Here is a 23,074-nt window from a genome sequence, read left to right on the forward strand (position 1 = left end):
AATTCAGAAATCTACACATAGAATTCCTCTTTTTTACATGTAGATATTATAACACTTCTATTCTAAATAAAAAAAAGCGCCCAAGGGCGCTTTTTTTACAAATCTATCGAACAATCAAAACCGGGCATGTTGATAATTGAGACACTTTATGGCTGACGCTTCCAAGCATCATTTCTTTCAGGCCGCTGATCCCCCGGCTGCCAACTACAATCAGGCTGACGCCTTTCTCTTTTGCGTGATTTAGTATCTCATGCGCCGGCTCGCCATTCGCGTAAATGGTTTCAGCTTGAACGCCTTTTTCGGCTGCTTTTTCTTTTGCATTTTCAAGGATTTTCAGGCCCTCTTTTTTAACCTCGTTCCTGATTTCATCAATAAAGTGTTCAGGCACATAGACAATTCCCGTCAGAGAAGAAGTCGTGACGACGGCTTCTCTCCCCACATGAAGAATGCTTAGTTCCGCTTGCTGCTCTTTTGCCAAATGCACTGCGGCATCAAGCGCTTTTGCACTCATGTCTGATCCGTCAATCGCAACTAACATTTTGTTAAACATTGTCTTCCCGCCTTTCGGACTGTGGGTGGTTCATCTTTCTCTTTTATTGTCAGCCTGCATTTCGTTATTGTCAATTGAAGCGTATGAGTTTTCAAAAATTTGTCAGATACTCTCTCCGTTTGTGGCGATAACCTGCTGATACCAGTTGAAACTTTTTTTCTTGATGCGGTTAAATGTTCCATTTCCTTCATTGTCCCTGTCCACATAAATGAAACCGTAGCGTTTTTTCATTTCCGCAGTAGATGCGCTCACAAGGTCAATTGGCCCCCATGATGTGTATCCGATTAATTCAACGCCGTCCGCAATGGCTTCGCGCGCTTCAAATAAATGATCACGCAGATAGTTGATTCTGTAATCGTCCTGAATCGTGCCGTCCTCTTCAACCTTGTCTACAGCGCCAAGGCCATTTTCAACAATGAACAGCGGCTTCTGATAACGGTCGTATAAGGTGTTGAGCGTGATGCGCAAGCCTTTCGGATCAATTTGCCAGCCCCATTCTGATGATTTGAGGTAAGGGTTTTTGACTCCGCCCAGCAGGTTGCCTCCTGATTTTGCAAGCTCTTCCGGATCTGTGCTCGCCGCCATCGACATGTAGTAGCTGAATCCAATATAATCCACCGTATGTTCTTTCAAGAGCTCTTCATCGCCTTCAGCCATTTCAATTTCAATATTGTTTTCTGCCAGATAGCGTTTCATATATCCCGGGTATGCGCCTCTTGCCTGAACATCTGAGAAGAAAAGTGTTTTGCGCTCATTCTCTATTGCCGCGAAGACATCCTCCGGCTTAGAAGTCATCGGATAGGTTGTCGTTGCCGCTATCATACAGCCGATTTTCGAATCAGGAATGATGTCGTGGCCCGCTTTGACAGCAAGAGCACTGGCCACAAATTGGTGGTGTGCCGCCTGGTACATCGCGTTTAATTTGTTTTCTCCTTCTTCAAAGACAAGACCGCCTCCGGTAAACGGCGCATGGAGCACCACGTTAATTTCATTGAACGTCATCCAATACTTCACTTTGTGTTGATAGCGTTTAAAAACCGTTTTGGCATAGCGTTCATAAAACTCTATGACTTTGCGATTCTTCCAGCCGCCATAATTTTTCACTAAACCGAGCGGCATTTCATAATGAGAGATGGTTACGACAGGCTCAATATGATGCTTTAACAGCTCATCAAACAGATCATCATAAAATCTGAGACCGTCTTCATTGGGCTCCTCTTCATCGCCATTCGGAAAAATTCTCGTCCACGCAATCGATGTGCGGAACGCCTTAAATCCCATTTCTGCAAATAAGGCGATATCCTCTTTATAACGATGATAAAAGTCAATCCCGTTGTGATACAGATTCAAGGAAGTCATTGATTCATCAAATGGAGACATGATCCCGTTCGGCGATACGTCAGCTGTCGAAAGCCCCTTACCACCCTCGTTATAAGCACCCTCCACTTGGTTGGCAGCAACTGCGCCGCCCCATAAAAATCCTTCTGGAAATCGTTTTGCATTTGAACTCATATTGATCACCCCATCAGTTTTTTAAGATAAAGCAAGCAGCGCTTCTTTTGGCTGCACTTTACCGATCTCTTTCACCGGCGAAAACGAATATTGGTCTGTGTTGGTCACAATCACCGGGGTAATGACGTCATATCCCGCGGCTTTGATTTGCTCCAGATCAAAGGACACGAGCGGATCTCCCGGTGCGACCTTGTCGCCTTCTTTGACGTGAGCCGTGAACCATTGTCCCTCCAGCTTTACCGTGTCCAATCCAATGTGTATGAGTATTTCAGCTCCCTGATCACTCGTAATGCCAATTGCGTGTTTTGTTTTAAAAACGGTGGTAACGCTTCCACGAACAGGCGACACAACTTCTCCTTCTTCAGGCTCAATGGCAAATCCTTTTCCCATGATCCCGGCAGAAAAAACTCCATCTTTGACTTCACTTAAGGCTTTCACTTCTCCCTTAATCGGGCTGTGAATGATCTCTCTGCTGCCCTCATGCACTGCCGGCTGCTGGCTGCCGTCAGAAGGCACATCCTCGAATCCAAGCAAATACGCAGCTGCTGTTCCCGCCGCAAACGCAATCACAAGGCCGATCATCGCGTAAATAAACGTTGGGCCGATAAAGACAGGGATGCTCGGCAGACCTGCATTCCCCCCGACGATATAGGAAGCAACACCCGTCATGCCGTAAAACGCGCCACCGGCTGCACCGCCAATCAAAGCGGCCGCAAACGGCTTTTTCAATCGCATATTCACGCCGTACATCGCAGGTTCTGTGATCCCCATCAGCGCCGTGATGCTTGTGGTAAGCGCGAGTGATTTAAATTTTTTGTTTCTGGAGCGAAGGAAGACTGCAAATGATGCTCCCGCCTGCCCCATATTCGCCAAAAACATAGCCGGCAGTAAATAATCGTGGCCGTTTTGAGCGATGTTGTTGATCATAATCGGCACAAAGGCATAGTGCATGCCCGTCATAATGATTAAAGAGAATGTACCCGCCAGCAAAATCATCGCCACAAGCCCTGCATGATCAAACAAATAATTGACCCCAGAAGACAAGTATTCTCCTAAAATAGCGCCAAGCGGACCGACTGTAATCAATGTCAGCGGCACGACAATCAATAGCGTGAATGTCGGAACCACAATCAATTTGAGAGATGCGTGTGTAAAACGGTCAATCCATTTTTCCACGTATGAAGCAATCCATATCGCCAGCAAAATCGGGATGACCGTTGACGAATAAGTGGCAGCGGTTACAGGAAGCCCGATAAAGGAAATCGGTTTCCCCGCACCGAGCAGGGCTGTCAAATCCGGATGCAGGATCGCAGCCGCAATGGCTGCCGCTACGTACGGATTGCTTCCGAATTTTCTCGCCGCACTCATCGCTAGCAGGAGCGGCAGGAAGTAGAACGCACCGTCACCGACAGCCGTCAAAATGACATGAACCTGGCTCTTCTCCGCCATCCAGCCAAACGTAACTGCCAGCGCAACAAGCCCTTTGATCATCCCCGCTCCCGCAATCGCAGGCAGAATCGGAGTAAACACACCCGAAATCACATCAAAGACCGTACTCAGCACATTCTTTTTCTGAGAGGATGAACCAGCGCTCTTTTCATCACTGAGATTGCTGTGCCGCACAATCGCCTGATACACCTTCGGCACATCGTTTCCGATAATGATTTGAAACTGCTCCCCGCTGATATTGGTGCCCATCACGCCAGGCAGCTGCTCCAGCTGACTGCGATCCGCCTTCGAATTGTCATGAAGATTAAAACGCAGCCTCGTCATGCAGTGAATCACGCGCTGAACGTTTTCTTCACCGCCTACGAGTTGTAATATGTCCTTCGATAATTTATCATAATCCATGTGTATACCTCCTTTTTATGGGGGGACTGCTGGATGAAAGATGGCCGCCTTTCACCAGCTTTTTTTGTATCAAATGCCGCATCACCTCCTAAAAGAGAATAAAAAAAACCTAAATGACACAGATTGCGAGAGTCTCCTCCTGCACCTGCACCATTTAGGTTTTGCCTGCTTTCACAGTAACAATCCTGACGGTTCGTTTTATTTGTTTGTAGGTATACTTTAGCACTAGATTTACAGGATGTCAACGCTTTCATTTTTGGGTTTTGACTAAAGGGAATACTTATTGAGGACTGTTTTGTTATAGAGGGAAGCCATTTTGTATATTTTGTTTTATTTTTCCGAAAATACTATCAAATATATCAGCTGACTTAATATAAAAGTAAAAAACCTTGAAAGGCAATTTAGCCCATCAAGGTATATGTTTTATTTTTGACTATCCCTTTTCCATATACTTTCTCCGTCAGTTAAAAAAACTGCACTTGGCGGATCATCATAAAGTGAAATTTCAACTAATGAACCTTTCTTTTGTATTAACCAATTATATAAACTACTTTCTTCACTAGTAGGATGAGCTAAAATATCATTTACTTGAAATGTAACTGCATAATATTCGATAAAATTCACATCATCGTCATCCAACCCATTGTCTGTTTCAAAGAGTGTGTCTGGTTCACCAATAATCTTTAATCCACTATCCCACTCTATTATCAAGTCACTATCTTTATACTCTTTTAACGCTTTTATTAAAGGATCATATTCCATGTATATCCTCCTCTTATTACTTCTTTAATGGTTCTGAAGGCACTATATGCGCTCCGTCTTTTCCGTAATGAATCATTCCTCTAGTAGTTTCAATGTATTCACCAGTATCACGATCATAGTATTTTCCAATTGGTTTACCAAAGTCTACTCTTTCTTTTTTACCGTTTGGTAGTAGTTGACCTTTTCCTGCAAACTTATCAAGCAATTCCTGTGCTGTTTTATTATCACCATAGAAAATACTCTTGTTTTTACCATTTGCTATTTCTTGTTTGTAATTTGGCGTATTAGGAATATGTTTCTCTTGAGCACCTGGCTTTACTTTAACTGGGAATCCATGTACTTCTCTGTAAGGTCCTTTAGGTACTGACTTCTTTCCATAAGAAGGTACACCATTACCCGTATCCTTAGCAACGTTTTTAACTTCCGAGGCCTTCTTAGCCTTTTTCCCATCATTAATAAGTTTATTAATATCTATTAACTTTTCTAACTTAGCTATTTTGGCAAATGGTACTGAGTTTATGGAGGCAACAACACGGTCTTTCCCTGTGACTTTTTCGCCTGATACCGGATCTCTGCCCGTGGCTGCCTTAAAAAGATCATACACGCCGGTAAGTTCTACAGCTGTCTCTAAAATTTTCACATATCCATTCTCATCCACTTTAATGTCCGAAAGCGAGACGACAGGTTCAAGCTTCATGTCATTACCAGATATGTATACATTGTAAAGTGTATCATTATAAACGACTTGCTTAACCTCTGCATTTGAGAAATCAGTTTTTATATGTTCTCTATGTTCACTCGTATTATACACTTTACCATTGATAACGATGATATTTTTACTTACCTTTTTAGAATCACCCGTTTTGACAACTGAATCCACTTTAGACTTTTCATTCTCGGCTAATTTCTTCAGCATCATCTCCATCGGAGAATCATCCGCCTGCTTCATTTGCGGGTTAATCGCGCCGAAGGTTTGGTTGATGTTTTCTTCCTCCTGCGATTTCAGGATGGAGCCGCTTTTGTAGCCTGTGATTTCAATTTTCGGACCGGTGTACATGGTTTCAAGCTGGTCTATATATTTTTTCATCGTTTGAAAATCTGATTTTGCGGTTTCTAGTGCTTGGGTTTGCTGGCCGTCAAATTGAAAGAGCTTATTCAGGGTGTCTGAAATCAGTCGCTCAGCCTGTTCTGTTTTATAAAAAAACTCCAAAGACACTTCTTTGGAGGGGCAAAATTTATTTTCTATTGAGCATTTTATTTGTTACTATATAACCTAACACTAAACAAAAAATTATCATAATTAATCCAATTGCATACATTATTAATTTCTCTTTAATTGAAAATCCCTCTATTAATAAAATAGCAAGAGTCCATGTAAAAAGTAAAAATAGGGAGAAAAAAAACATGATTTTTTTTCTGAATTTCTTCCAGAATTCCTCCATCTATTTTTCCTCCTCTATAATTTCATTTAACTTATCTCTTAACAATTGGTCTTCATTATCAGTATATCCCTCATAAATTACCTTTTCTATCATTTCTTCATCAAAGAACACATTGAAGTTTTCACTAATGTTCCCTTCTGGATATGGGACTGCGACATAATCAAATTCCTTTCCACTGGAAGACTGTATCTGATGTCTACCGAAAACCATTACAAGTTTTTTCATATTTTTTAACTTTACTATAGTTCCTATTGGAAACCAATTTCTAATCCGACTCATTTCTATATACTCCTAAGGATTATTTTTTTTTAACTTTTTAAGCAGTATTTTTTTTCTAAAGATATAAATTCCTAATGGAAACAAAAAGAAAAATACACCATATGTAAAACCGGCAATAACATATAACTCTATATCGTTAACTTGATTTGTATTTGCTAACCAAATTGTCATTATGGTAAGAAATATACCAGCTATAGGGAAAACAATCTGCATTATCAATAATGCTTCATTTATTTTTCTTAATAAAAAGTCTTCATTCATCTTCCTTATCCTCATCCTCTATACCTGCCTTAAATGAAATTCCAACTCCATCAGCTATATAAACTTCAAAACCCTCGTTAGCCGAAGCGCCTAATCCTAAACTTCCTATAGAAAACCCTACACCGATGTACGGATTTTTATTTTCTATTCCAAACCATTCTTCTAAAGGCTCATAACCAAACCAATTTAGAGGGGACGCAGTTACTCCTACTTCAGATACGCTAGCCGATCCTCCTAGACCTCCTCCAGTATTCGAAACATTCGCCTCTACCCCTGCATGAAGTAATTTAAATTCAAGAGCAAGTGGCGATTTTTCATGGTTAATCACTGCATTAATACCATTAAGTTCAGCAGAACCGCCAATCATATCACCAGATAATAAAGTATTAAAAACATTAGAAAATCTCGGAATCGAAAATTCTGCACTTCCTCCCAAAGCAGTAAAATAAGTTTCTGATTTCTTAATTTTTTTAACTTTTTCTTTTTTGTTTTTATCCTTTATAGCCTTATTCGTATCAAAAAGGCTCATATCAATTTTTGTATTAACTAATTGTTCATCACTAATTTCAAAAAGTCCTGAAACATTTCCTGTTCCATAGAAACCAAGGATTCCGTTTCTTTCTTCTTTAATTTTAACACGATAGTCCATAAATTTTTTATATAAATCAAGGATATTTTCATCCCTGTTCCCAGCTATACCTTGGATTTCAGGACTGTTTATCGTTTCGTTATAATCACCTATGTCTCTTTTTGCAGTAAAAATTGTTGTTTGAATGTTGTTTGTGTTGCCTTTGTCTTTTTTTATATGACTAGCTTTGTTGCTAATTTTATCTTTTAGCTTCTCAATCATCATCTCCATCGGTGAATCATCCGACTGCTTCATTTGCGGGTTAATCGCGCCGAAGGTTTGGTTGATGTTTTCTTCTTCCTGTGATTTCAGGATGGAGCCGCTTTTGTAGCCTGTGATTTCAATTTTCGGGCCGGTGTACATGGTTTCGAGCTGGTCTATATATTTTTTCATCGTTTGGAAATCTGATTTTGCGGTTTCTAGTGCTTGAGTTTGATGGCCGTCAAATTGAAAAAGCTTATTCAGGGTGTCTGAAATCAGTCGCTCAGCCTGTTCTGTTTCCATTCGGAAAAAGGTATCATTGACTGTCGGCAGGCTGACGATGTGATCTATGGCTGATGTCTGGCGATTGACTGCGTCAGTGAGCTGCTCTGTCACTTCTCGTGCATGCTTGACCCCATGTCTCGCATCGTGTGAGAGAAAAGCCTCTGCGATCATGCCGTGGGAGTCAGATTCTACAGAGGAAATCGCATGCTGTGTTTGTTTCAGCACTTTTTTGTATTCGTCGATAAACATGCCAAAGAAAAGGAGAAAAGGCTTGTGGCACTCCTCGTAAAAGGTCCGGATGGCATCTCCGCCTTTTCCTTTCAGCGCATCCTTCATGCCTGCCAGATGCTCAACGCTTTTTTCCAGCTTCTCCAGCTGTTGCTTTTGCTTGTCCAGTTTCTCAATCGTATGCTGAATGCCCTCGTGAAGAGCGTGGACATCTAATGTTTTCAATCCCTTGTCCTCCCGCGCTTTATTTCATGGAAGATGATATGTTTTCGTCCGTTTCCTTCATGGCGTTTACCGCGCTTTCCGTTTGTGCGATATGCTTGGCCAGAACAGACGCATATGCTTCAGTGAGCTCTTTGATGTCCTTATTTAATTGCTCGATGGACTTCACAACATTCAAATGGTTTCTGCCTGAGAGATGGCCGGGCAAGGAGGACTTGAGTTCAGCTGAATTCTTGAGCTGAGAAAGCCCTTGCTTCACTGTGCCATACACCATTTTAATTTCCTGTGCCATTTGTGCTCACCTCACTTTTTATGTTTTTCCTTCTCTATTTCATGCTCTATCCTCGTAATTTGGCGTCTTATGGAATAGACATCGCCCTCTAATGAGTGGATTTTTCCTTCTATGCTTTCGATGATTCCGCTGACTTGATCTCTTTTGATTTGCTGATATGCTTTGTTCATTCCTTCACGAATATCTTCAAACCGCTGAGCATGTGTTCCTCTCCATGCCTCCCGGTTAAGATGAGGCCGGTGAATGAGATGCTGGGCCTCGGAGAAATCGTGTTTGATTTGCCTAATTTTGTGCAGCACTCGTTTTAATTGATGGATCTGTTCCTGCTTTTCATGTAAGTCGGCTTTTACCGAATGTAACAACATTTCACTATGCATGCCGCAACACCTCGTGTTTCTATCAAACTGTGTCAATTCTTTACAATACAGACTATTTTCATATTACATGGTGGGTCATATTGGATAAATAGGTAAAAAGGATTGTTTTGAGGAACTTTATCCCGGTTCTAAATAGCTAAAAATTCAATTTCATAACTTTGTAAGAGGGAGAATCATCATGATGGGGACTTTTCGTTTAGGTCTTGAACCCCGCTATCACTTCTGTTTTTTTCTCTCGCTCAACCATTTCTTATAGTAAATAAAGCTCATAAAAATGCGCCTTCTCTAGAAGGCGCTTTTTTATGAGCTTTATTTAGATCCCCATACAGCCTCACCGCTGCCATTCAACACACTAAACGTCATCACGTTCTTCTCTCTCACCGAATCCCACTGGCGTAAAAATACGCCATTATACTTCTTGCCAGCTAACGTAAGTTCAGCTGTATTCTTTCCGGTTTTCTTCCATGTTCCAGTCATTTCCCCGGAAATGGTGTGGTTTTTGTTGAGCTGGATGTTGATGGTTTTTTTGATGTCGGCTGAGATGTCTTTTCCGTGCTGGATGAGTTTGTATGTTCCTGTGATATCTTTTTGTTTTACTTCTTTCAGTGTTTCGCCCGCATAACGATAGGGCGCTGCTACCGGCCAGCCGTCTTTATTCATGAACAATTGGTGGACTCTGACTTCGTGTTCCTCACCCCTGCCCGGGAAGCGGGTGTGGAAGATTAAATAGGAACGCCCGGTTTTTTCGTCATAGTATGCGGAGTTGTGGCCTGGTGAGACGTACCCGGTGCCTTTTTCATTTTCTGTTTCAAAAGTGTAGCTGCCCATGAGTTTGACGCCGTATGGTTCGATGGAACGGTCGTCGAAGAATGTGCCTTCTTTGCCGCGGACGTCGAGCATTGGATTGCCTTCTGCATCATAGTAAGGGCCGTCTGGTTTCTTGGAGCGGGCCACACGGATGTTATAGCCGCCTGTTGCATCAAGACCGCCATATGATAGGTATAAGTAGTAGTATTTGGTGTCTGGATTGTAGAGAACATACGGGCCTTCGATTCTGCTGTGGTTGCCGCCGAGCAGTTTTTTGCCGTAGCCCTGCCCAGGAAGCGGGAAGCCCGTTTTCGGATTCATTTCAAGTATGAAAATGCCGCCTGAGTATGATCCGTACACCATCCACAGCTTGCCGTCTTTATCAAAGAAGGTATGCGGGTCGACGACATTCGGGTGTTTGGTTGCGTCATACGGTGTTCCATCACTGCTTGTGCCTTCCATTCCTGATTTCAAAAAGATGCCTTTGTTTTTGTATGGGCCTTCGATGTTGTCAGCAACGGCAACACCCATGGCGGATCTTGGTGAGTCGCCGCGGCAGGCGTTGTAGTACATGTAGTATTTGCCGTCCGCCAGCTGCGTGACGTCAGCCGCCCAAAGAGTATCCGATTGGGCCCATTCGAAGGTTTCTTTTAATTCTTCATAGACATTCGGAATAAGTGGGTTGTCATTGCTTACGCTGTTGGTCAGCTGCTGCCATTGCATAAGGTCATTTGTTTTTGCTGAAGCGAGATGAGATCCAAAAACATAAAAGGTGCCGTTTCTTTCAATGATGGAAGGGTCATGGACGCTGACTTCTTTAAATACTGGTTTTTGTGCATAGACGGAGCTTGGGAGGATGAAGGCCATGATAAGAGCTGCAAGAAAACATACACGGAACAATCGGTTGAACATCTAAACAATTCGCCTCTCTTTTTTATTGAATTTTAAACGCTTACATTTCTCTATGAAGATACCCCGGCCTATTAAAACAGCCGAATGTTTTCATATTCAAACAGATAGGTGATTTCTCACTGTTCTCTTACATAGTCAGACTGATGTCTGTCTGTTTTGCGCGGAACTGCTGCTTGCATATCCTCTCCTTCATAGTTCAACTCTTTTGCTGTTTCTCCTTCTTGCATCACGTCTGTTTTTCTTTCGCGTACATGTAATAACTGCTTTGTCAGGTTTTGCATCAACTGTGATACAGCCATTTCGTTGTCGGCGTTTTTTAAGATGATGCCTGATTGCCCGTCAACACCAGAGTCATTCGGCTGGCTCTTTATAAAACGCCTTGCGAAAAATACGACTTAGTAAACGCATATTGAGAGTTAGACAGCGGCCGCTTGCCTCCTGTCTGGATATCGTGTCTGCGTCTCGCTATCACAATAGCAATCTAACTTGTTAAAGACTGTAAAAAATCTTTTGACTTCTGCTGCTGAACCAATTAATATAATACTCAGTTAATAGTTATCAGAATTTTTAGGAATTGAGTGATTCATATGACACTGCATAAAGAGCGTCGGATCGGACGGCTGTCTGTTCTCCTGCTGCTGAATGAGGCGGAAGAAAGTACGCAGGTTGAGGAGCTGGAGCGAGACGGATGGAAGGTCTGTCTTGGCAAGGTAGGATCAATGGACGCGCATAAAGTAGTAGCCGCAATTGAAACCGCTTCCAAAAAGAGCGGTGTCATTCAATCTGAGGGTTATCGGGAGTCACATGCGCTTTATCATGCGACGATGGAGGCTTTGCATGGCGTGACCAGAGGTGAAATGCTGCTGGGATCGCTGCTTCGGACGGTGGGCTTGAGGTTTGCCGTTTTGAGGGGAAATCCTTATGAAAGTGAAGCGGAAGGCGATTGGATTGCTGTCTCGCTTTACGGAACAATCGGGGCGCCGATTAAAGGTCTTGAGCACGAGACATTCGGTGTTGGAATTAATCACATATGAAACAGCCCATAGATCTTAGACGATAGGGGGCTATGCGTGAAAACAGGTGTTCACAGCATAGCTCCTTTTTGTATGGGCGCTTTACCAAAGTAAAGAAAAAGGAGTTGGGCTTATGGTGACTTTAGACGGTTCTACATTGACAACAGCCGACGTCGCTCGTGTGCTGTTTGATTTTGAGGAGGCAGCGGCTTCCGAGGAAAGTATGGAGCGCGTGAAAAAAAGCAGAGCGGCAGTGGAACGGATTGTACGCGACGAAAAGACAATCTACGGCATCAACACCGGATTTGGCAAATTCAGCGATGTCCTGATTCAGAAAGAAGACTCGGCGGCGCTGCAGCTGAATTTAATCCTTTCTCATGCCTGCGGAGTCGGCGATCCTTTTCCCGAGTGTGTTTCCAGGGCAATGCTGCTTTTGCGCGCCAATGCGCTGTTAAAAGGCTTTTCCGGTGTACGTGCTGAGCTGATCGAACAGTTGCTTGCTTTTTTAAATAACCGCGTCCATCCTGTCATCCCCCAGCAGGGATCACTTGGCGCAAGTGGAGATCTGGCGCCGCTTTCCCACCTGGCGCTTGCGCTGATCGGGCAAGGAGAGGTCTTTTTTGAGGGGGAAAGAATGCCGGCAATGACAGGCTTGAAAAAAGCCGGTATTCAGCCGGTAACGCTGACATCCAAGGAAGGGCTTGCCTTGATTAACGGGACTCAGGCCATGACTGCAATGGGAGTGGTCGCCTACATTGAAGCTGAGAAACTAGCCTATCAAACAGAGCGAATTGCCAGCTTAACGATTGAAGGCTTGCGGGGAATTATCGATGCATTTGACGAGGATATTCACTTAGCCCGCGGCTATCAGGAGCAGATCGATGTCGCAGAACGAATTCGCTTTTATCTATCTGACAGCGGCCTGACAACCTCCCAGGGAGAACTGCGGGTTCAGGATGCCTATTCATTGCGCTGTATTCCGCAAGTACACGGTGCGACTTGGCAGACACTAGGCTATGTCAAAGAAAAATTAGAGATTGAAATGAACGCAGCTACAGACAATCCACTCATTTTCAATGACGGTGACAAAGTGATTTCCGGCGGAAACTTTCACGGACAGCCGATCGCCTTTGCCATGGATTTTCTGAAAATCGCAATATCAGAGCTTGCGAATATCGCAGAGCGCAGGATCGAACGACTTGTGAATCCGCAGCTGAATGACCTGCCGCCGTTCCTGAGCCCTCATCCCGGTCTGCAATCCGGTGCAATGATCATGCAGTACGCCGCGGCCTCACTCGTTTCTGAAAATAAAACACTGGCCCATCCGGCAAGTGTGGATTCCATTCCGTCATCCGCCAACCAAGAGGACCATGTCAGCATGGGAACCATCGCCGCTCGGCATGCTTATCAGGTGATCGCAAATACAAGGAGAGTCATTGCGATCGAAGCGATTTGCGCATTGCAGGCGGTTGAATACAGAGGCATAGAACATGCAGCGTCCTATACGAAACAGCTTTTTCAGGAAATGAGAAAAGTCGTGCCGTCCATTCAGCAGGACCGTGTTTTTTCCTATGACATTGAACGCTTGACTGACTGGCTGAAGAAGGAATCTTTAATACCTGATCATCAGAATAAAGAACTAAGGGGGATGAACATATGACTGATGTAAAAAAATCAATCCGTGCCAACAGAGGAACAGAGCTTGAATGCTTAGGATGGGAGCAAGAGGCAGTGCTTCGGATGCTTCGAAACAACCTTGATCCAGAAGTCGCCGAGAAGCCGGAGGACCTCATCGTATATGGCGGGATTGGCAAAGCCGCACGAGATTGGGACGCTTTTCACGCCATTGAGCATTCCTTGAAAACACTAAAAAATGATGAAACATTGCTCGTGCAATCCGGAAAGCCCGTTGGCATGTTCCGTACACACCCGCAGGCCCCGCGCGTGCTCTTAGCAAATTCTGTTCTTGTTCCGAAGTGGGCAGACTGGGAGCATTTCCACGAACTTGAGAAAAAAGGGTTGATGATGTACGGACAGATGACGGCTGGCAGCTGGATTTACATTGGCTCACAAGGCATATTGCAAGGAACCTATGAAACCTTCGCTGAGCTGGCGCGACAGCACTTCGGGGGCAGCTTAAAAGGAACGTTGACGCTGACAGCGGGTCTCGGCGGAATGGGAGGCGCCCAGCCGCTGTCAGTCACGATGAATGAAGGCGTCGTGATTGCCGTCGAGGTTGACGAGAAACGCATCGACAAGCGGATCGAAACAAAATACTGCGATCGAAAAACAGCATCGATTGAGGAAGCCTTAGCTTGGGCTGAAGAGGCAAAGCTGGCAGGAAAACCTTTGTCCATTGCACTTCTCGGAAACGCAGCTGAGGTGCATCACACACTTTTGAACCGAGGCGTCAAAATTGATATTGTGACAGATCAGACATCTGCCCATGACCCTTTAATCGGTTATGTTCCCGAGGGCTATTCCCTTGATGAAGCTGACCGTTTGCGTCAAGACACTCCAGAGCTTTACGTGCGCCTTGCGAAGCAAAGCATGAAAAAACATGTCGAAGCCATGCTGGCCTTTCAGCAAAAGGGCTCTATTGTATTTGACTACGGCAACAATATCCGGCAAGTCGCAAAGGATGAAGGGTTGGAGAATGCCTTCGATTTTCCGGGGTTTGTCCCTGCCTACATCCGCCCCTTATTCTGTGAAGGAAAAGGGCCGTTCCGCTGGGCGGCGCTTTCCGGAGATCCGGCAGATATTTACCGTACGGATGCGTTATTAAAAGAGCTGTTCCCGACAAATAAAGCCCTTCACCGCTGGATTGATATGGCACAGGAAAAAGTCACCTTCCAAGGCTTGCCGTCCCGTATCTGCTGGCTTGGATATGGAGAACGAAAAAAGATGGGCCTCGCCATTAACGAGCTGGTTAGAACCGGGGAGCTAAAAGCGCCTGTCGTTATTGGGAGAGATCATTTGGACTGCGGGTCTGTCGCCTCTCCAAACCGGGAAACAGAAGCGATGAAGGATGGAAGTGACGCTGTCGGTGATTGGGCTGTGCTAAATGCGCTTGTCAACACGGCGGCGGGTGCAAGCTGGGTTTCCTTCCACCATGGCGGCGGCGTCGGAATGGGCTATTCCCTTCATGCCGGCATGGTCGCAGTGGCCGATGGAAGTGAGCTGGCTGACGAGCGGCTCGCGCGGGTCTTAACGAGCGACCCAGGAATGGGCATTATCCGTCATGCGGATGCGGGTTATGAACGTGCCGTTGAAGTAGCGAAGGAACAGGACATTATCGTGCCGATGCAAAAATAAAGGAGTGATGACATGCCAAAGCAAATTGATACGATTCTCATCAACATCGGTCAGCTTTTGACGATGGAAAGCAGCGGTCCGCGGGCAGGCAAAAGCATGCAGGATCTTCATGTGATCGAAGACGCTGTTGTCGGCATCCATGAACAGAAAATTGTGTTCGCCGGACAAAAAGGGGCTGAAGCCGGTTACGAGGCAGACGAAATCATTGACTGTTCGGGACGCCTTGTAACGCCTGGCCTCGTTGATCCGCACACCCATCTTGTATTTGGCGGATCTCGTGAAAAGGAGATGAACCTTAAGCTTCAGGGCATTTCATATTTGGATATTCTGGCGCAGGGCGGCGGGATTCTGTCTACAGTCAAGGATACCAGGGCGGCTTCAGAAGAAGAGCTGCTGCAAAAAGCCCATTTTCATCTGCAAAGAATGCTGTCCTACGGCACAACCACAGCAGAAGTGAAAAGCGGCTACGGCTTGGAAAAAGAGACAGAGCTCAAACAGTTGCGTGTCGCAAAGAAACTGCATGAAAGCCAGCCTGTTGACCTTGTTTCCACATTTATGGGAGCCCATGCGATTCCTCCCGAATATCAAAACGATCCAGATGAATTTCTGGATCAAATGCTTTCCCTTTTGCCGGAAATCAAAGAGCAGGAGCTCGCCAGCTTTGCTGATATTTTTACAGAAACAGGCGTTTTTACAGTCAGCCAATCCCGCCGTTATTTACAAAAAGCAGCTGAGGCAGGCTTCGGATTAAAAATACACGCAGATGAAATCGATCCGCTTGGAGGCGCTGAATTAGCAGGTGAGCTAAAGGCCGTCTCAGCCGACCATTTGGTAGGTGCATCGGACGAAGGCATAAAGAAATTGGCTGAGGCAGGAACGATCGCCGTCCTCTTGCCGGGCACGACATTTTATCTTGGCAAAAGCACATACGCCAGGGCTAGAGCTATGATTGATGAAGGTGTATGTGTCAGCTTGGCAACGGATTTTAATCCTGGCAGCTCGCCGACTGAAAATATCCAGCTGATCATGTCGATTGCCGCGCTTCATCTGAAAATGACTGCAGAAGAAATTTGGCATGCGGTCACAGTCAATGCCGCATATGCCATAGGGAAAGGAGAAGAAGCCGGTCAGCTCAAAGTCGGCCGCTCAGCTGATCTAGTCATTTGGCAAGCCTCGAACTATATGTATATTCCGTATCACTACGGGGTCAATCATGTACATCAAGTCATGAAAAACGGAACAATTGTTGTCAACAGGGAGGGAGCCATTCTTGGATAAGTACCCTTTTCTCAGAGAGGCCGGATCTTCGTTTAAAGACCGGGATGTCACAAAAATGAGCGACCTGATCGCAACATGGGACGGCCAAGACATTAAGGGACCGGCGTTGATAGGTGTCCCCCTATCAAAATCCTCCATCAGTCATTCAGGCGCTTCCTTTGCACCCGGAACAATACGCCAGGCTCTGAAACATTCATCAGCCTATTCTGCTGAGCTTGGAGAGCACGTCGTATCAGAGCTTCTATATGATCTGGGGGATATCGATATTCATGTCACTGATATCGCAAAGTCACATCATCACATTTTCCAAACCATGCACGCTCTGCTTTCGGATCATCCGGATTGGGTGCCGCTCATACTCGGGGGAGATAACTCTATCAGCTACTCCACCATAAAAGCGATAGCACAAACAAAAGGAACGACAGCGGTGATTCAATTTGATGCCCATCACGATGTTCGCAATACGGAGGACGGGGGGCCGACAAACGGCACACCCTTCCGCCGCCTTTTGGATGAAGAGATCATTGAAGGTCAACATTTGATCCAGCTGGGTATCAGAGAATTCAGCAACAGCCAGGCCTATGAAGCATATGCAAAAAAACATAGCGTGAACATTCACACGATGGACATGATCCGGGAAAAAGGACTAATCCCAACGATAAAAGAGATTTTGCCTGTTGTTCAAGATAAAACAGATTTCATTTTTATATCTGTTGACATGGATGTCTTAGACCAGTCCCATGCACCCGGCTGTCCAGCGATTGGCCCGGGCGGCCTCTATACAGACGAATTGCTTGAAGCAGTCAAGTACATCGCACAACAGCCCAATGTCGCCGGGATTGAAATTGTTGAAGTCGATCCTACCCTCGATTTTCGAGATATGACAAGCAGAGCTGCAGCTCATGTTCTGTTACACGCATTAAAAGGAATGAAACTCTCCCCATTCAAGTGATCTTCTGGCAGGTTGTATTTTGGGTATAAGAAACTCATCTGCCTAATGAATGGCAGCTAAAAGGAGGGCGAGACAGTGAATCTTCAGGAGAACAGCAGCCAACAGCTAAAACGCACAATGAAAAGCAGGCACCTATTTATGATCTCATTGGGAGGCGTCATAGGCACAGGACTTTTCCTCAGTACCGGCTATACGCTACATCAAGCCGGACCCGGCGGTACGATACTCGCTTATGTAATCGGCGGGTTGATGATGTACCTCGTCATGCAATGTCTCGGCGAATTGTCGGTTGCCATGCCGGTGACCGGCTCTTTTCAAAAATATGCTACAACATTTATTGGTCCATCTACCGGTTTTATGGTCGGCATCATGTACTGGATCAATTGGGTGGTGACGGTAGGCTCTGAGTTTACCGCATCCGGTATTCTCATGCAGCGCTGGTTCCCTGACAGCAGTGTATGGATGTGGAGTGCGATTTTTGCAGCCCTTCTTTTTATATGCAACGCATTTTCAGTTAAGTTATTTGCGGAGACTGAATTTTGGTTTTCAAGCGTAAAGATTGTCACCATTATTTTATTTATCATTTTGGGAGGAGCCGCCATGTTTGGCCTGATCTCTTTAAACGGAACGGCGGATGCTCCTATGTTGTCAAACTTCACGGACCATGGCGGGCTGTTTCCGAATGGCTTTCTCGCCGTTTTTATCGCCATGATATCTGTGAGTTTCGCCTTTTCTGGTACAGAATTAATCGGCGTTACAGCAGGAGAATCAGCAAATCCTCAAAAGGATATTCCGCGGTCCATCCGTAATGTCGCATGGAGAACCGTGATTTTTTTCATTGGCGCTGTCTTCATATTATCCGGGTTGATTTCGTGGAAGGACGCAGGCGTGATTGAAAGCCCGTTTGTCGCCGTATTTGCGGAGATCGGAATCCCTTACGCTGCGGACATTATGAATTTCGTGATATTAACAGCCTTGCTGTCTGTCGCCAACTCAGGCTTATATGCTTCGACCCGTATGATGTGGTCTTTAGCAAATGAAAACATGATCAGCTCCCGTTTTAAGAAAGTGACCTCTAAAGGCATTCCTTTAAATGCCTTAATGATCAGTATGGCTGTATCTTGTTTATCTCTCGTTTCCAGTATCGTGGCCCCTGGAACTGTCTATGTGGTGATGGTCGCAATTGCTGGATTTGCAGGAGTCGTGGTCTGGATGAGCATTGCCTTGTCCCAGCTCTTGTTTCGAAAGAGATTTCTGAAAAAAGGGGGGAATGTAAAAGATCTGACATTTCGCACGCCGCTTTATCCTCTTATGCCTATAGCCGCTCTCTTATTATGTTCTGCTTCTTGTATCGGTCTTGCTTTTGATCCCAATCAAAGAATCGCACTTTTCTGCGGAGTTCCTTGTATCATCCTTTGCTATCTGATCTACCATTTCAAAAGAAATGTTACAAAAGCGAAAAAAATCAGCCAAGAGGAATATCAGGCTGATCACATCCTGTAATCAAAAAAGCACACCCCACTCAGGATGGGATGTGCTTTATTTTTATTCAGTAATCAACGTATGAATCAGCTTCGGCGCCTTCGCTTCCGCGGCGATGCGGATGTTGTCATAGACTTTTGCGATGACTTCATCGACGTTTTCTCGGTTAGCGTAAAGCGTTACGAGCGGTTCCCCTTTTTCTACTTTGTCGCCGACCTTTTTGCGGAGCATGATGCCGACGGCTAAATCGATTTCGTCTTCTTTTGTGGCGCGGCCGGCACCTAACAGCATCGCCGCGACGCCGATTTCGTCCGCAACGATTTCAGAGACGACACCCGCTTCTTTGGCAGGCACATCAATTTGATATGCGGCTTGCGGAAGCTTAGACGGATCGTCAACAATTGAGCTGTCGCCGCCTTGGTTTTTCAGGAAATCCTTGAATTTCTCAAGCGCTTTTCCGTTTTTCATGACTTCTTCCAGCTTCGCTCTTGCTTCGTCCAATGTATCGGCTTTTTTCGCAAGCACAACCATCTGGCTGCCGAGCGTTAAGACAAGCTCATGAAGATCCTCAGGTCCCTCGCCTTTGAGTGTGTCGATCGCTTCTTTGACTTCAAGCGCATTTCCGATCGCAAAGCCGAGCGGCTGGGACATGTCTGAAATGACAGCCATTGTTTGACGGCCGACGTTATTTCCGATCCGTACCATCGCTTTGGCAAGTTCAGCAGCGTCTTCTTCTGTTTTCATGAAGGCGCCCGCACCCGTTTTTACGTCAAGCACGATGGCGTCCGCCCCGGCAGCGATTTTTTTGCTCATAATCGAGCTTGCAATGAGCGGAATGGAATTGACCGTTCCCGTTACATCACGAAGCGCGTACAGTTTTTTATCAGCCGGCGTTAAATTGCCGCTTTGGCCGATGACCGCAACCTTGTCGCGGTTCACAAGTTTAATAAATTCATCCTTCGTCAGTTCCACGTGGAAGCCATCGATTGCCTCTAACTTATCAATCGTGCCGCCCGTATGGCCGAGGCCGCGGCCGGACATCTTAGCAACCGGCACTTCAAGAGCCGCAACAAGCGGAGCGAGAACGAGCGTTGTCGTGTCGCCGACGCCGCCGGTGGAGTGTTTATCCACTTTAATTCCTTCAATGGCAGAAAGATCAATCGTTTCACCGGAGTTCACCATAGCCATCGTCAAGTCCGCGCGTTCACGGTCACTCATATCCTGGAAGAAAATCGCCATAGCAAGCGCGCTTGCCTGATAATCAGGAATGCTTCCGTCTGTATAGCCGTTCACGAAAAATTGAATTTCTTCAGTGGTGAGTTCTTTTCCGTTTTGTTTTTTGATGATGATATCTACCATTCTCATGTTTGGTCACCGATCCTTTTCGATTAAGTTCAGTAAATCAAGCCCACAATTGCTGCTGATAAAAAGCTGACAAGCGTAGCACCGTATAATAATTTCAAGCCGAAACGAGCGACGACATTTCCTTGCTTTTCATTCAGTCCTTTTACGGCACCGGCAATGATTCCGATTGAGGAGAAGTTCGCAAATGACACAAGGAATACCGATACGATCGCTGTTGTACGGCCGCTGAAATGGAAACCGTTTTGCGTAAGCGACGTCATGGCGACAAATTCATTCGATACCATTTTTGTTGCCATAATGCTTCCCGCATTAACAGCTTCATTCCATGGGATACCGACAAGAAAAGCGAATGGAGCAAACACATATCCAAGAATGCCTTGGAACGAAATACCGAATACTGCATTAAAAATGCCATTGATCAAGGCAATAATCGCGACAAATCCAATCAGCATCGCAGCGACGACAACCGCTACTTTGAAACCGTCAAGGATGTATTCTCCGAGCACTTCGAAGAAGGATTGTTTTTCTTCTTCCTCAACACGAAGCATATCCTCTTCTTTTGCAACCTCGTACGGATTAATAATAGAAGCAATTATGAAACCGCCAAATAAGTTCAAGACCAGCGCTGTTACAACATATTCCGGTTTCAGCATTGTCATATACGCGCCGACAATCGACATTGATACAGTTGACATCGCAGATGCACAAAGCGTGTACAAGCGCTGCTGATTTAAAAGACCGAGTTCTTTCTTCAAGGAGATAAATACTTCTGACTGCCCTAAAATCGCAGAAGCCACTGCGTTATACGATTCCAATCTTCCCATACCGTTTACCTTGCTGAGGGCAAGGCCGATATATCTAATAATAAACGGGAGGACTTTCCACTTTTGCAGAATCCCGATCAGAGCGGAAATAAACACGATTGGTAAGAGAACATTCATAAAGAATGTCGTTTGGTCCGCATTCACCAAGCCGCCAAACACAAAGTTAATTCCCTCTGCCGCGTATTCAAGCAGGTAACCGAATCCTTTTGCAAATCCTCCCACGAGGAAATTCCCTATTCCGGTATTGAGGAGAATGTAGCCAAGAATAAATTGCAAAATGAGCATAACAACAATTGGGCGGATCTTAATTCTTTTTTTGCCGCTGCTCGCGATCCACGCGAGGCCTAAAAACACGAGTAAACCGATAATCCCAATCAAATACTTCATATGTGTTTCTCCTTTATTTGTATTCGCTTACAATTACTGTTTCCTCAGAAAACGGAAAGCAGTCTGCCTTCCGTCAGCTCTTAATAGTTGTCTCCGCCTGATGCATTTTCTCCTTTTACGATAGAAACGCCTGCGCTGGCGCCAATTCGGCTTGCTCCGGCCTCTACCATTGTGTCTACATCTTCTTTCGTTCTGACGCCGCCAGATGCTTTCACGCCGATATCAGGTCCTACTGTTTTGCGCATTAAGGCGATATCTTCCTTCGTTGCGCCGCCTGTAGAAAAGCCTGTTGATGTTTTTACGAAATCCGCTCCCGCAGACACCGCTAAACGGCATGCACGTTCTTTTTCTTCATCAGTCAGAAGGCACGTTTCGATAATGACTTTGACAAGCGCTTTTCCGGCTGCAGCTTCCACTACACCGCGGATATCAGCTTCCACCACATCGTCTTCCTTGTCTTTTAAAGCGGCAATATTAATGACCATATCCACTTCAGTGGCGCCTTTTGAAATGGCGTCTTTTGTCTCGAACGCTTTTGTTTCAGTTGTATTGGCACCGAGCGGGAAGCCGATGACCGTACAAACGTCGACTCCAGTTCCCTTAAGCTCTTTTGCAGCAAGCTCCACCCATGTCGGATTGACACATACTGAAGCAAATTTGTATGTTTTCGCTTCTTCAATTAGTTTTAGAATGTCCGCTTTTTGTGTATGCGGTTTCAAAGCTGTATGATCAATTATGTTGGCTAATGACATCCTTCGCACACTTCCTTTTTTGTTAAGATATTTTTTAGCATAACCGACTTTTGAACATATGTAAATTGGTAATTGAAATTTTGTTCAATGAAAGGTTTGAACGTGTCACAAATCATTAACAAGCGCCCTCGCGGTATGCTGGTCAATGATTAAAACGTTGGCATATTTTCCGGTTAATGCTCCGTGAATGGAAGATACTTTTCTGCTTCCGCCGGCAACTAAAATGGAGCGTTCCTTCAGTCTAAGGTCTTGAAGCTCAACACCGATGGTCCGGTCATTGATGGCGCTGCTGCAAATATTCCCTTTCGCATCAAAAAAGCGTGAACAAATATCCCCCACGGCCTGTTTTTTCAGCAGGGCTTTCTCTTCTTCGTTAAAATATCCGAGCCGGAACAACAGCGCTTCGTCACGGACAGTCCCCACCGTGAAGAGAGCGATATTCGCCTGCTTTCCCATCTCGATGATCCGTTCAATATGACGGTCTTTCTCCACCATTCGCTTCACATCCGCATTATCAAACACGACGGGAAGCGGGAGATAGCGCGGCATCGTTTGAAAAGCCTCTGCAAACAGCTGAATCGTTTCAGCCGAATACGTGTTTACCCGGGAATGGCTGATGCCGCCTTTCAGCTGGACGACCTCGACGCCTTTTACCTGCTTCGGCTGCATGTTTTGCGCGATTTGATACATGGTGGTTCCCCAGCTGACGCCGACAATGTCGCCGTCTTTTACCGTTTCATGCATATATTCTGCACCATAGCGGCTTAGGTCATGTGTAATTCCTGCATAATCGGGTGTCGGGGAAAACACAACATGCGCCTCAAGGAGCCCGTATTTCTCTTCAAGTATGGAACCGAGCGCATCCAAATCCTCAAAAGGGTCCATGACGCGAATCTGGACATACCCTTTTTCCTTTGCATATTGCAGCAGCCGGGAAACGGTTGGCCTTGAAATGTTGAGCTGCTCAGCAATTTGCTGCTGACTGTAGTCAGACTGATAGTAAAGCCTTGCCGCTTCTATGCTTAATTGTTGTTTTTCCCGATCCATTCTGCACCTCCCTGTGGATCAGTCCTGATAAAACTGCTTTTGATTTGCTT

20 protein-coding genes and 3 pseudogenes are annotated in these 23,074 nt (G+C 45.3%); 6 read left to right on the forward strand and 17 right to left on the reverse strand.

Features of this window, described 5'->3' with window-relative positions; translation table 11 throughout:
* Positions 1 to 103: 103 nt before the first annotated feature.
* The 13 genes and pseudogenes from MHH82_RS35860 to MHH82_RS35920 form a co-directional block, all read right to left on the reverse strand.
* Complete coding sequence (locus MHH82_RS35860) at positions 104 to 550, reverse strand: universal stress protein (RefSeq protein WP_003227162.1); 447 nt, start codon at positions 548 to 550, stop codon at positions 104 to 106.
* Between the two features lie 102 nt (positions 551 to 652).
* Positions 653 to 2,062, reverse strand: a complete 1,410-nt coding sequence (gene bglH / locus MHH82_RS35865; RefSeq protein ID WP_072175325.1) for an aryl-phospho-beta-d-glucosidase — start codon at positions 2,060 to 2,062, stop codon at positions 653 to 655.
* Positions 2,063 to 2,083: 21 nt separating this feature from the next.
* The gene (gene bglP, locus MHH82_RS35870) at positions 2,084 to 3,913 is read right to left on the reverse strand and encodes a PTS beta-glucoside transporter subunit IIABC (protein WP_072175324.1); all 1,830 of its coding nucleotides are present in this window, start codon (positions 3,911 to 3,913) and stop codon (positions 2,084 to 2,086) included.
* A gap of 423 nt (positions 3,914 to 4,336) precedes the next feature.
* The gene (locus tag MHH82_RS35875) at positions 4,337 to 4,675 is read right to left on the reverse strand and encodes a hypothetical protein (protein ID WP_015250873.1); all 339 of its coding nucleotides are present in this window, start codon (positions 4,673 to 4,675) and stop codon (positions 4,337 to 4,339) included.
* A 16-nt stretch (positions 4,676 to 4,691) separates the two neighbouring features.
* Positions 4,692 to 5,879, reverse strand: a pseudogene (locus tag MHH82_RS35880) (polymorphic toxin type 50 domain-containing protein); the annotation flags it as partial.
* A gap of 31 nt (positions 5,880 to 5,910) precedes the next feature.
* Positions 5,911 to 6,117 carry a hypothetical protein gene (locus tag MHH82_RS35885; protein WP_041850331.1) on the reverse strand — a complete coding sequence of 69 codons (207 nt, stop codon included), beginning with the start codon at positions 6,115 to 6,117 and terminating at the stop codon, positions 5,911 to 5,913.
* A complete protein-coding gene (locus MHH82_RS35890) occupies positions 6,118 to 6,396 on the reverse strand; it encodes a DUF4176 domain-containing protein (RefSeq protein ID WP_041850330.1) in 279 nt (92 codons plus the stop codon).
* A 12-nt stretch (positions 6,397 to 6,408) separates the two neighbouring features.
* Positions 6,409 to 6,657, reverse strand: coding sequence for a hypothetical protein (locus MHH82_RS35895; RefSeq protein WP_041850329.1), 249 nt, complete (start codon positions 6,655 to 6,657; stop codon positions 6,409 to 6,411).
* Between the two features lie 834 nt (positions 6,658 to 7,491).
* Positions 7,492 to 8,224: pseudogene (locus tag MHH82_RS35900) on the reverse strand (ribonuclease YeeF family protein); the annotation flags it as partial.
* 19 nt (positions 8,225 to 8,243) lie between these two features.
* Positions 8,244 to 8,513, reverse strand: coding sequence for a YwqI/YxiC family protein (locus MHH82_RS35905; RefSeq protein ID WP_003218942.1), 270 nt, complete (start codon positions 8,511 to 8,513; stop codon positions 8,244 to 8,246).
* An 11-nt stretch (positions 8,514 to 8,524) separates the two neighbouring features.
* A complete protein-coding gene (locus MHH82_RS35910) occupies positions 8,525 to 8,890 on the reverse strand; it encodes a YwqH-like family protein (protein WP_072175850.1) in 366 nt (121 codons plus the stop codon).
* Positions 8,891 to 9,199: 309 nt separating this feature from the next.
* On the reverse strand, positions 9,200 to 10,609 hold the full coding sequence (abnB, locus tag MHH82_RS35915; RefSeq protein WP_125121036.1) for an arabinan endo-1,5-alpha-L-arabinosidase AbnB: 1,410 nt from the start codon (positions 10,607 to 10,609) through the stop codon (positions 9,200 to 9,202).
* Between the two features lie 135 nt (positions 10,610 to 10,744).
* Positions 10,745 to 10,908 (reverse strand): annotated as a pseudogene (locus tag MHH82_RS35920) (hypothetical protein).
* Positions 10,909 to 11,196: 288 nt separating this feature from the next.
* On the opposite strand from MHH82_RS35920, the gene hutP reads away from it, so the two are divergent.
* The 6 genes from hutP to MHH82_RS35950 all read left to right on the forward strand — a co-directional run bounded on the left by hutP (position 11,197) and on the right by MHH82_RS35950 (position 18,670).
* A complete protein-coding gene (gene hutP, locus MHH82_RS35925) occupies positions 11,197 to 11,643 on the forward strand; it encodes a hut operon transcriptional regulator HutP (RefSeq protein ID WP_003243875.1) in 447 nt (148 codons plus the stop codon).
* Between the two features lie 112 nt (positions 11,644 to 11,755).
* Positions 11,756 to 13,282 (forward strand): histidine ammonia-lyase, encoded by a 1,527-nt coding sequence (gene hutH / locus MHH82_RS35930; protein WP_085185376.1) that lies wholly within the window; start codon positions 11,756 to 11,758, stop codon positions 13,280 to 13,282.
* Positions 13,279 to 14,937 (forward strand): urocanate hydratase, encoded by a 1,659-nt coding sequence (gene hutU, locus MHH82_RS35935; RefSeq protein ID WP_003243634.1) that lies wholly within the window; start codon positions 13,279 to 13,281, stop codon positions 14,935 to 14,937. The genes hutH and hutU overlap by 4 nt, the downstream gene beginning before the upstream one ends.
* A gap of 12 nt (positions 14,938 to 14,949) precedes the next feature.
* Complete coding sequence (gene hutI, locus MHH82_RS35940) at positions 14,950 to 16,215, forward strand: imidazolonepropionase (RefSeq protein ID WP_049140875.1); 1,266 nt, start codon at positions 14,950 to 14,952, stop codon at positions 16,213 to 16,215.
* Positions 16,208 to 17,167 carry a formimidoylglutamase gene (gene hutG, locus MHH82_RS35945; RefSeq protein ID WP_072175853.1) on the forward strand — a complete coding sequence of 320 codons (960 nt, stop codon included), beginning with the start codon at positions 16,208 to 16,210 and terminating at the stop codon, positions 17,165 to 17,167. Before hutI ends, hutG begins: the two co-directional genes overlap by 8 nt.
* A 75-nt stretch (positions 17,168 to 17,242) precedes the next feature.
* Complete coding sequence (locus tag MHH82_RS35950; protein WP_019712856.1) at positions 17,243 to 18,670, forward strand: amino acid permease; 1,428 nt, start codon at positions 17,243 to 17,245, stop codon at positions 18,668 to 18,670.
* 42 nt (positions 18,671 to 18,712) lie between these two features.
* Here the strand turns inward: MHH82_RS35950 and MHH82_RS35955 are convergent, their stop codons facing one another.
* The 4 genes from MHH82_RS35955 to deoR form a co-directional block, all read right to left on the reverse strand.
* Positions 18,713 to 20,014 (reverse strand): pyrimidine-nucleoside phosphorylase, encoded by a 1,302-nt coding sequence (locus tag MHH82_RS35955; RefSeq protein WP_064671740.1) that lies wholly within the window; start codon positions 20,012 to 20,014, stop codon positions 18,713 to 18,715.
* A 29-nt stretch (positions 20,015 to 20,043) separates the two neighbouring features.
* Complete coding sequence (gene nupC, locus MHH82_RS35960) at positions 20,044 to 21,225, reverse strand: nucleoside permease NupC (RefSeq protein WP_003227130.1); 1,182 nt, start codon at positions 21,223 to 21,225, stop codon at positions 20,044 to 20,046.
* 80 nt (positions 21,226 to 21,305) lie between these two features.
* Positions 21,306 to 21,977, reverse strand: a complete 672-nt coding sequence (gene deoC / locus MHH82_RS35965) for a deoxyribose-phosphate aldolase (protein WP_003227127.1) — start codon at positions 21,975 to 21,977, stop codon at positions 21,306 to 21,308.
* Between the two features lie 105 nt (positions 21,978 to 22,082).
* Positions 22,083 to 23,024, reverse strand: a complete 942-nt coding sequence (gene deoR / locus MHH82_RS35970) for a DNA-binding transcriptional repressor DeoR (RefSeq protein WP_003227124.1) — start codon at positions 23,022 to 23,024, stop codon at positions 22,083 to 22,085.
* Positions 23,025 to 23,074 lie beyond the last annotated feature (50 nt).

Source organism: Bacillus sp. FSL K6-6540 (assembly GCF_038007545.1).

Bases quoted from the DNA above. Each gene is read 5' to 3' on its own strand.
- MHH82_RS35860 (WP_003227162.1), bottom strand. From the start codon at position 550: ATGTTTAACAAAATGTTAGTTGCGATTGACGGATCAGACATGAGTGCA.
- bglH (WP_072175325.1), bottom strand. From the start codon at position 2,062: ATGAGTTCAAATGCAAAACGATTTCCAGAAGGATTTTTATGGGGCGGC.
- bglP (WP_072175324.1), bottom strand. From the start codon at position 3,913: ATGGATTATGATAAATTATCGAAGGACATATTACAACTCGTAGGCGGT.
- MHH82_RS35875 (WP_015250873.1), bottom strand. From the start codon at position 4,675: ATGGAATATGATCCTTTAATAAAAGCGTTAAAAGAGTATAAAGATAGT.
- MHH82_RS35885 (WP_041850331.1), bottom strand. From the start codon at position 6,117: ATGGAGGAATTCTGGAAGAAATTCAGAAAAAAAATCATGTTTTTTTTC.
- MHH82_RS35890 (WP_041850330.1), bottom strand. From the start codon at position 6,396: ATGAGTCGGATTAGAAATTGGTTTCCAATAGGAACTATAGTAAAGTTA.
- MHH82_RS35895 (WP_041850329.1), bottom strand. From the start codon at position 6,657: ATGAATGAAGACTTTTTATTAAGAAAAATAAATGAAGCATTATTGATA.
- MHH82_RS35905 (WP_003218942.1), bottom strand. From the start codon at position 8,513: ATGGCACAGGAAATTAAAATGGTGTATGGCACAGTGAAGCAAGGGCTT.
- MHH82_RS35910 (WP_072175850.1), bottom strand. From the start codon at position 8,890: ATGCATAGTGAAATGTTGTTACATTCGGTAAAAGCCGACTTACATGAA.
- abnB (WP_125121036.1), bottom strand. From the start codon at position 10,609: ATGTTCAACCGATTGTTCCGTGTATGTTTTCTTGCAGCTCTTATCATG.
- hutP (WP_003243875.1), top strand. From the start codon at position 11,197: ATGACACTGCATAAAGAGCGTCGGATCGGACGGCTGTCTGTTCTCCTG.
- hutH (WP_085185376.1), top strand. From the start codon at position 11,756: ATGGTGACTTTAGACGGTTCTACATTGACAACAGCCGACGTCGCTCGT.
- hutU (WP_003243634.1), top strand. From the start codon at position 13,279: ATGACTGATGTAAAAAAATCAATCCGTGCCAACAGAGGAACAGAGCTT.
- hutI (WP_049140875.1), top strand. From the start codon at position 14,950: ATGCCAAAGCAAATTGATACGATTCTCATCAACATCGGTCAGCTTTTG.
- MHH82_RS35955 (WP_064671740.1), bottom strand. From the start codon at position 20,014: ATGAGAATGGTAGATATCATCATCAAAAAACAAAACGGAAAAGAACTC.
- nupC (WP_003227130.1), bottom strand. From the start codon at position 21,225: ATGAAGTATTTGATTGGGATTATCGGTTTACTCGTGTTTTTAGGCCTC.
- deoC (WP_003227127.1), bottom strand. From the start codon at position 21,977: ATGTCATTAGCCAACATAATTGATCATACAGCTTTGAAACCGCATACA.
- deoR (WP_003227124.1), bottom strand. From the start codon at position 23,024: ATGGATCGGGAAAAACAACAATTAAGCATAGAAGCGGCAAGGCTTTAC.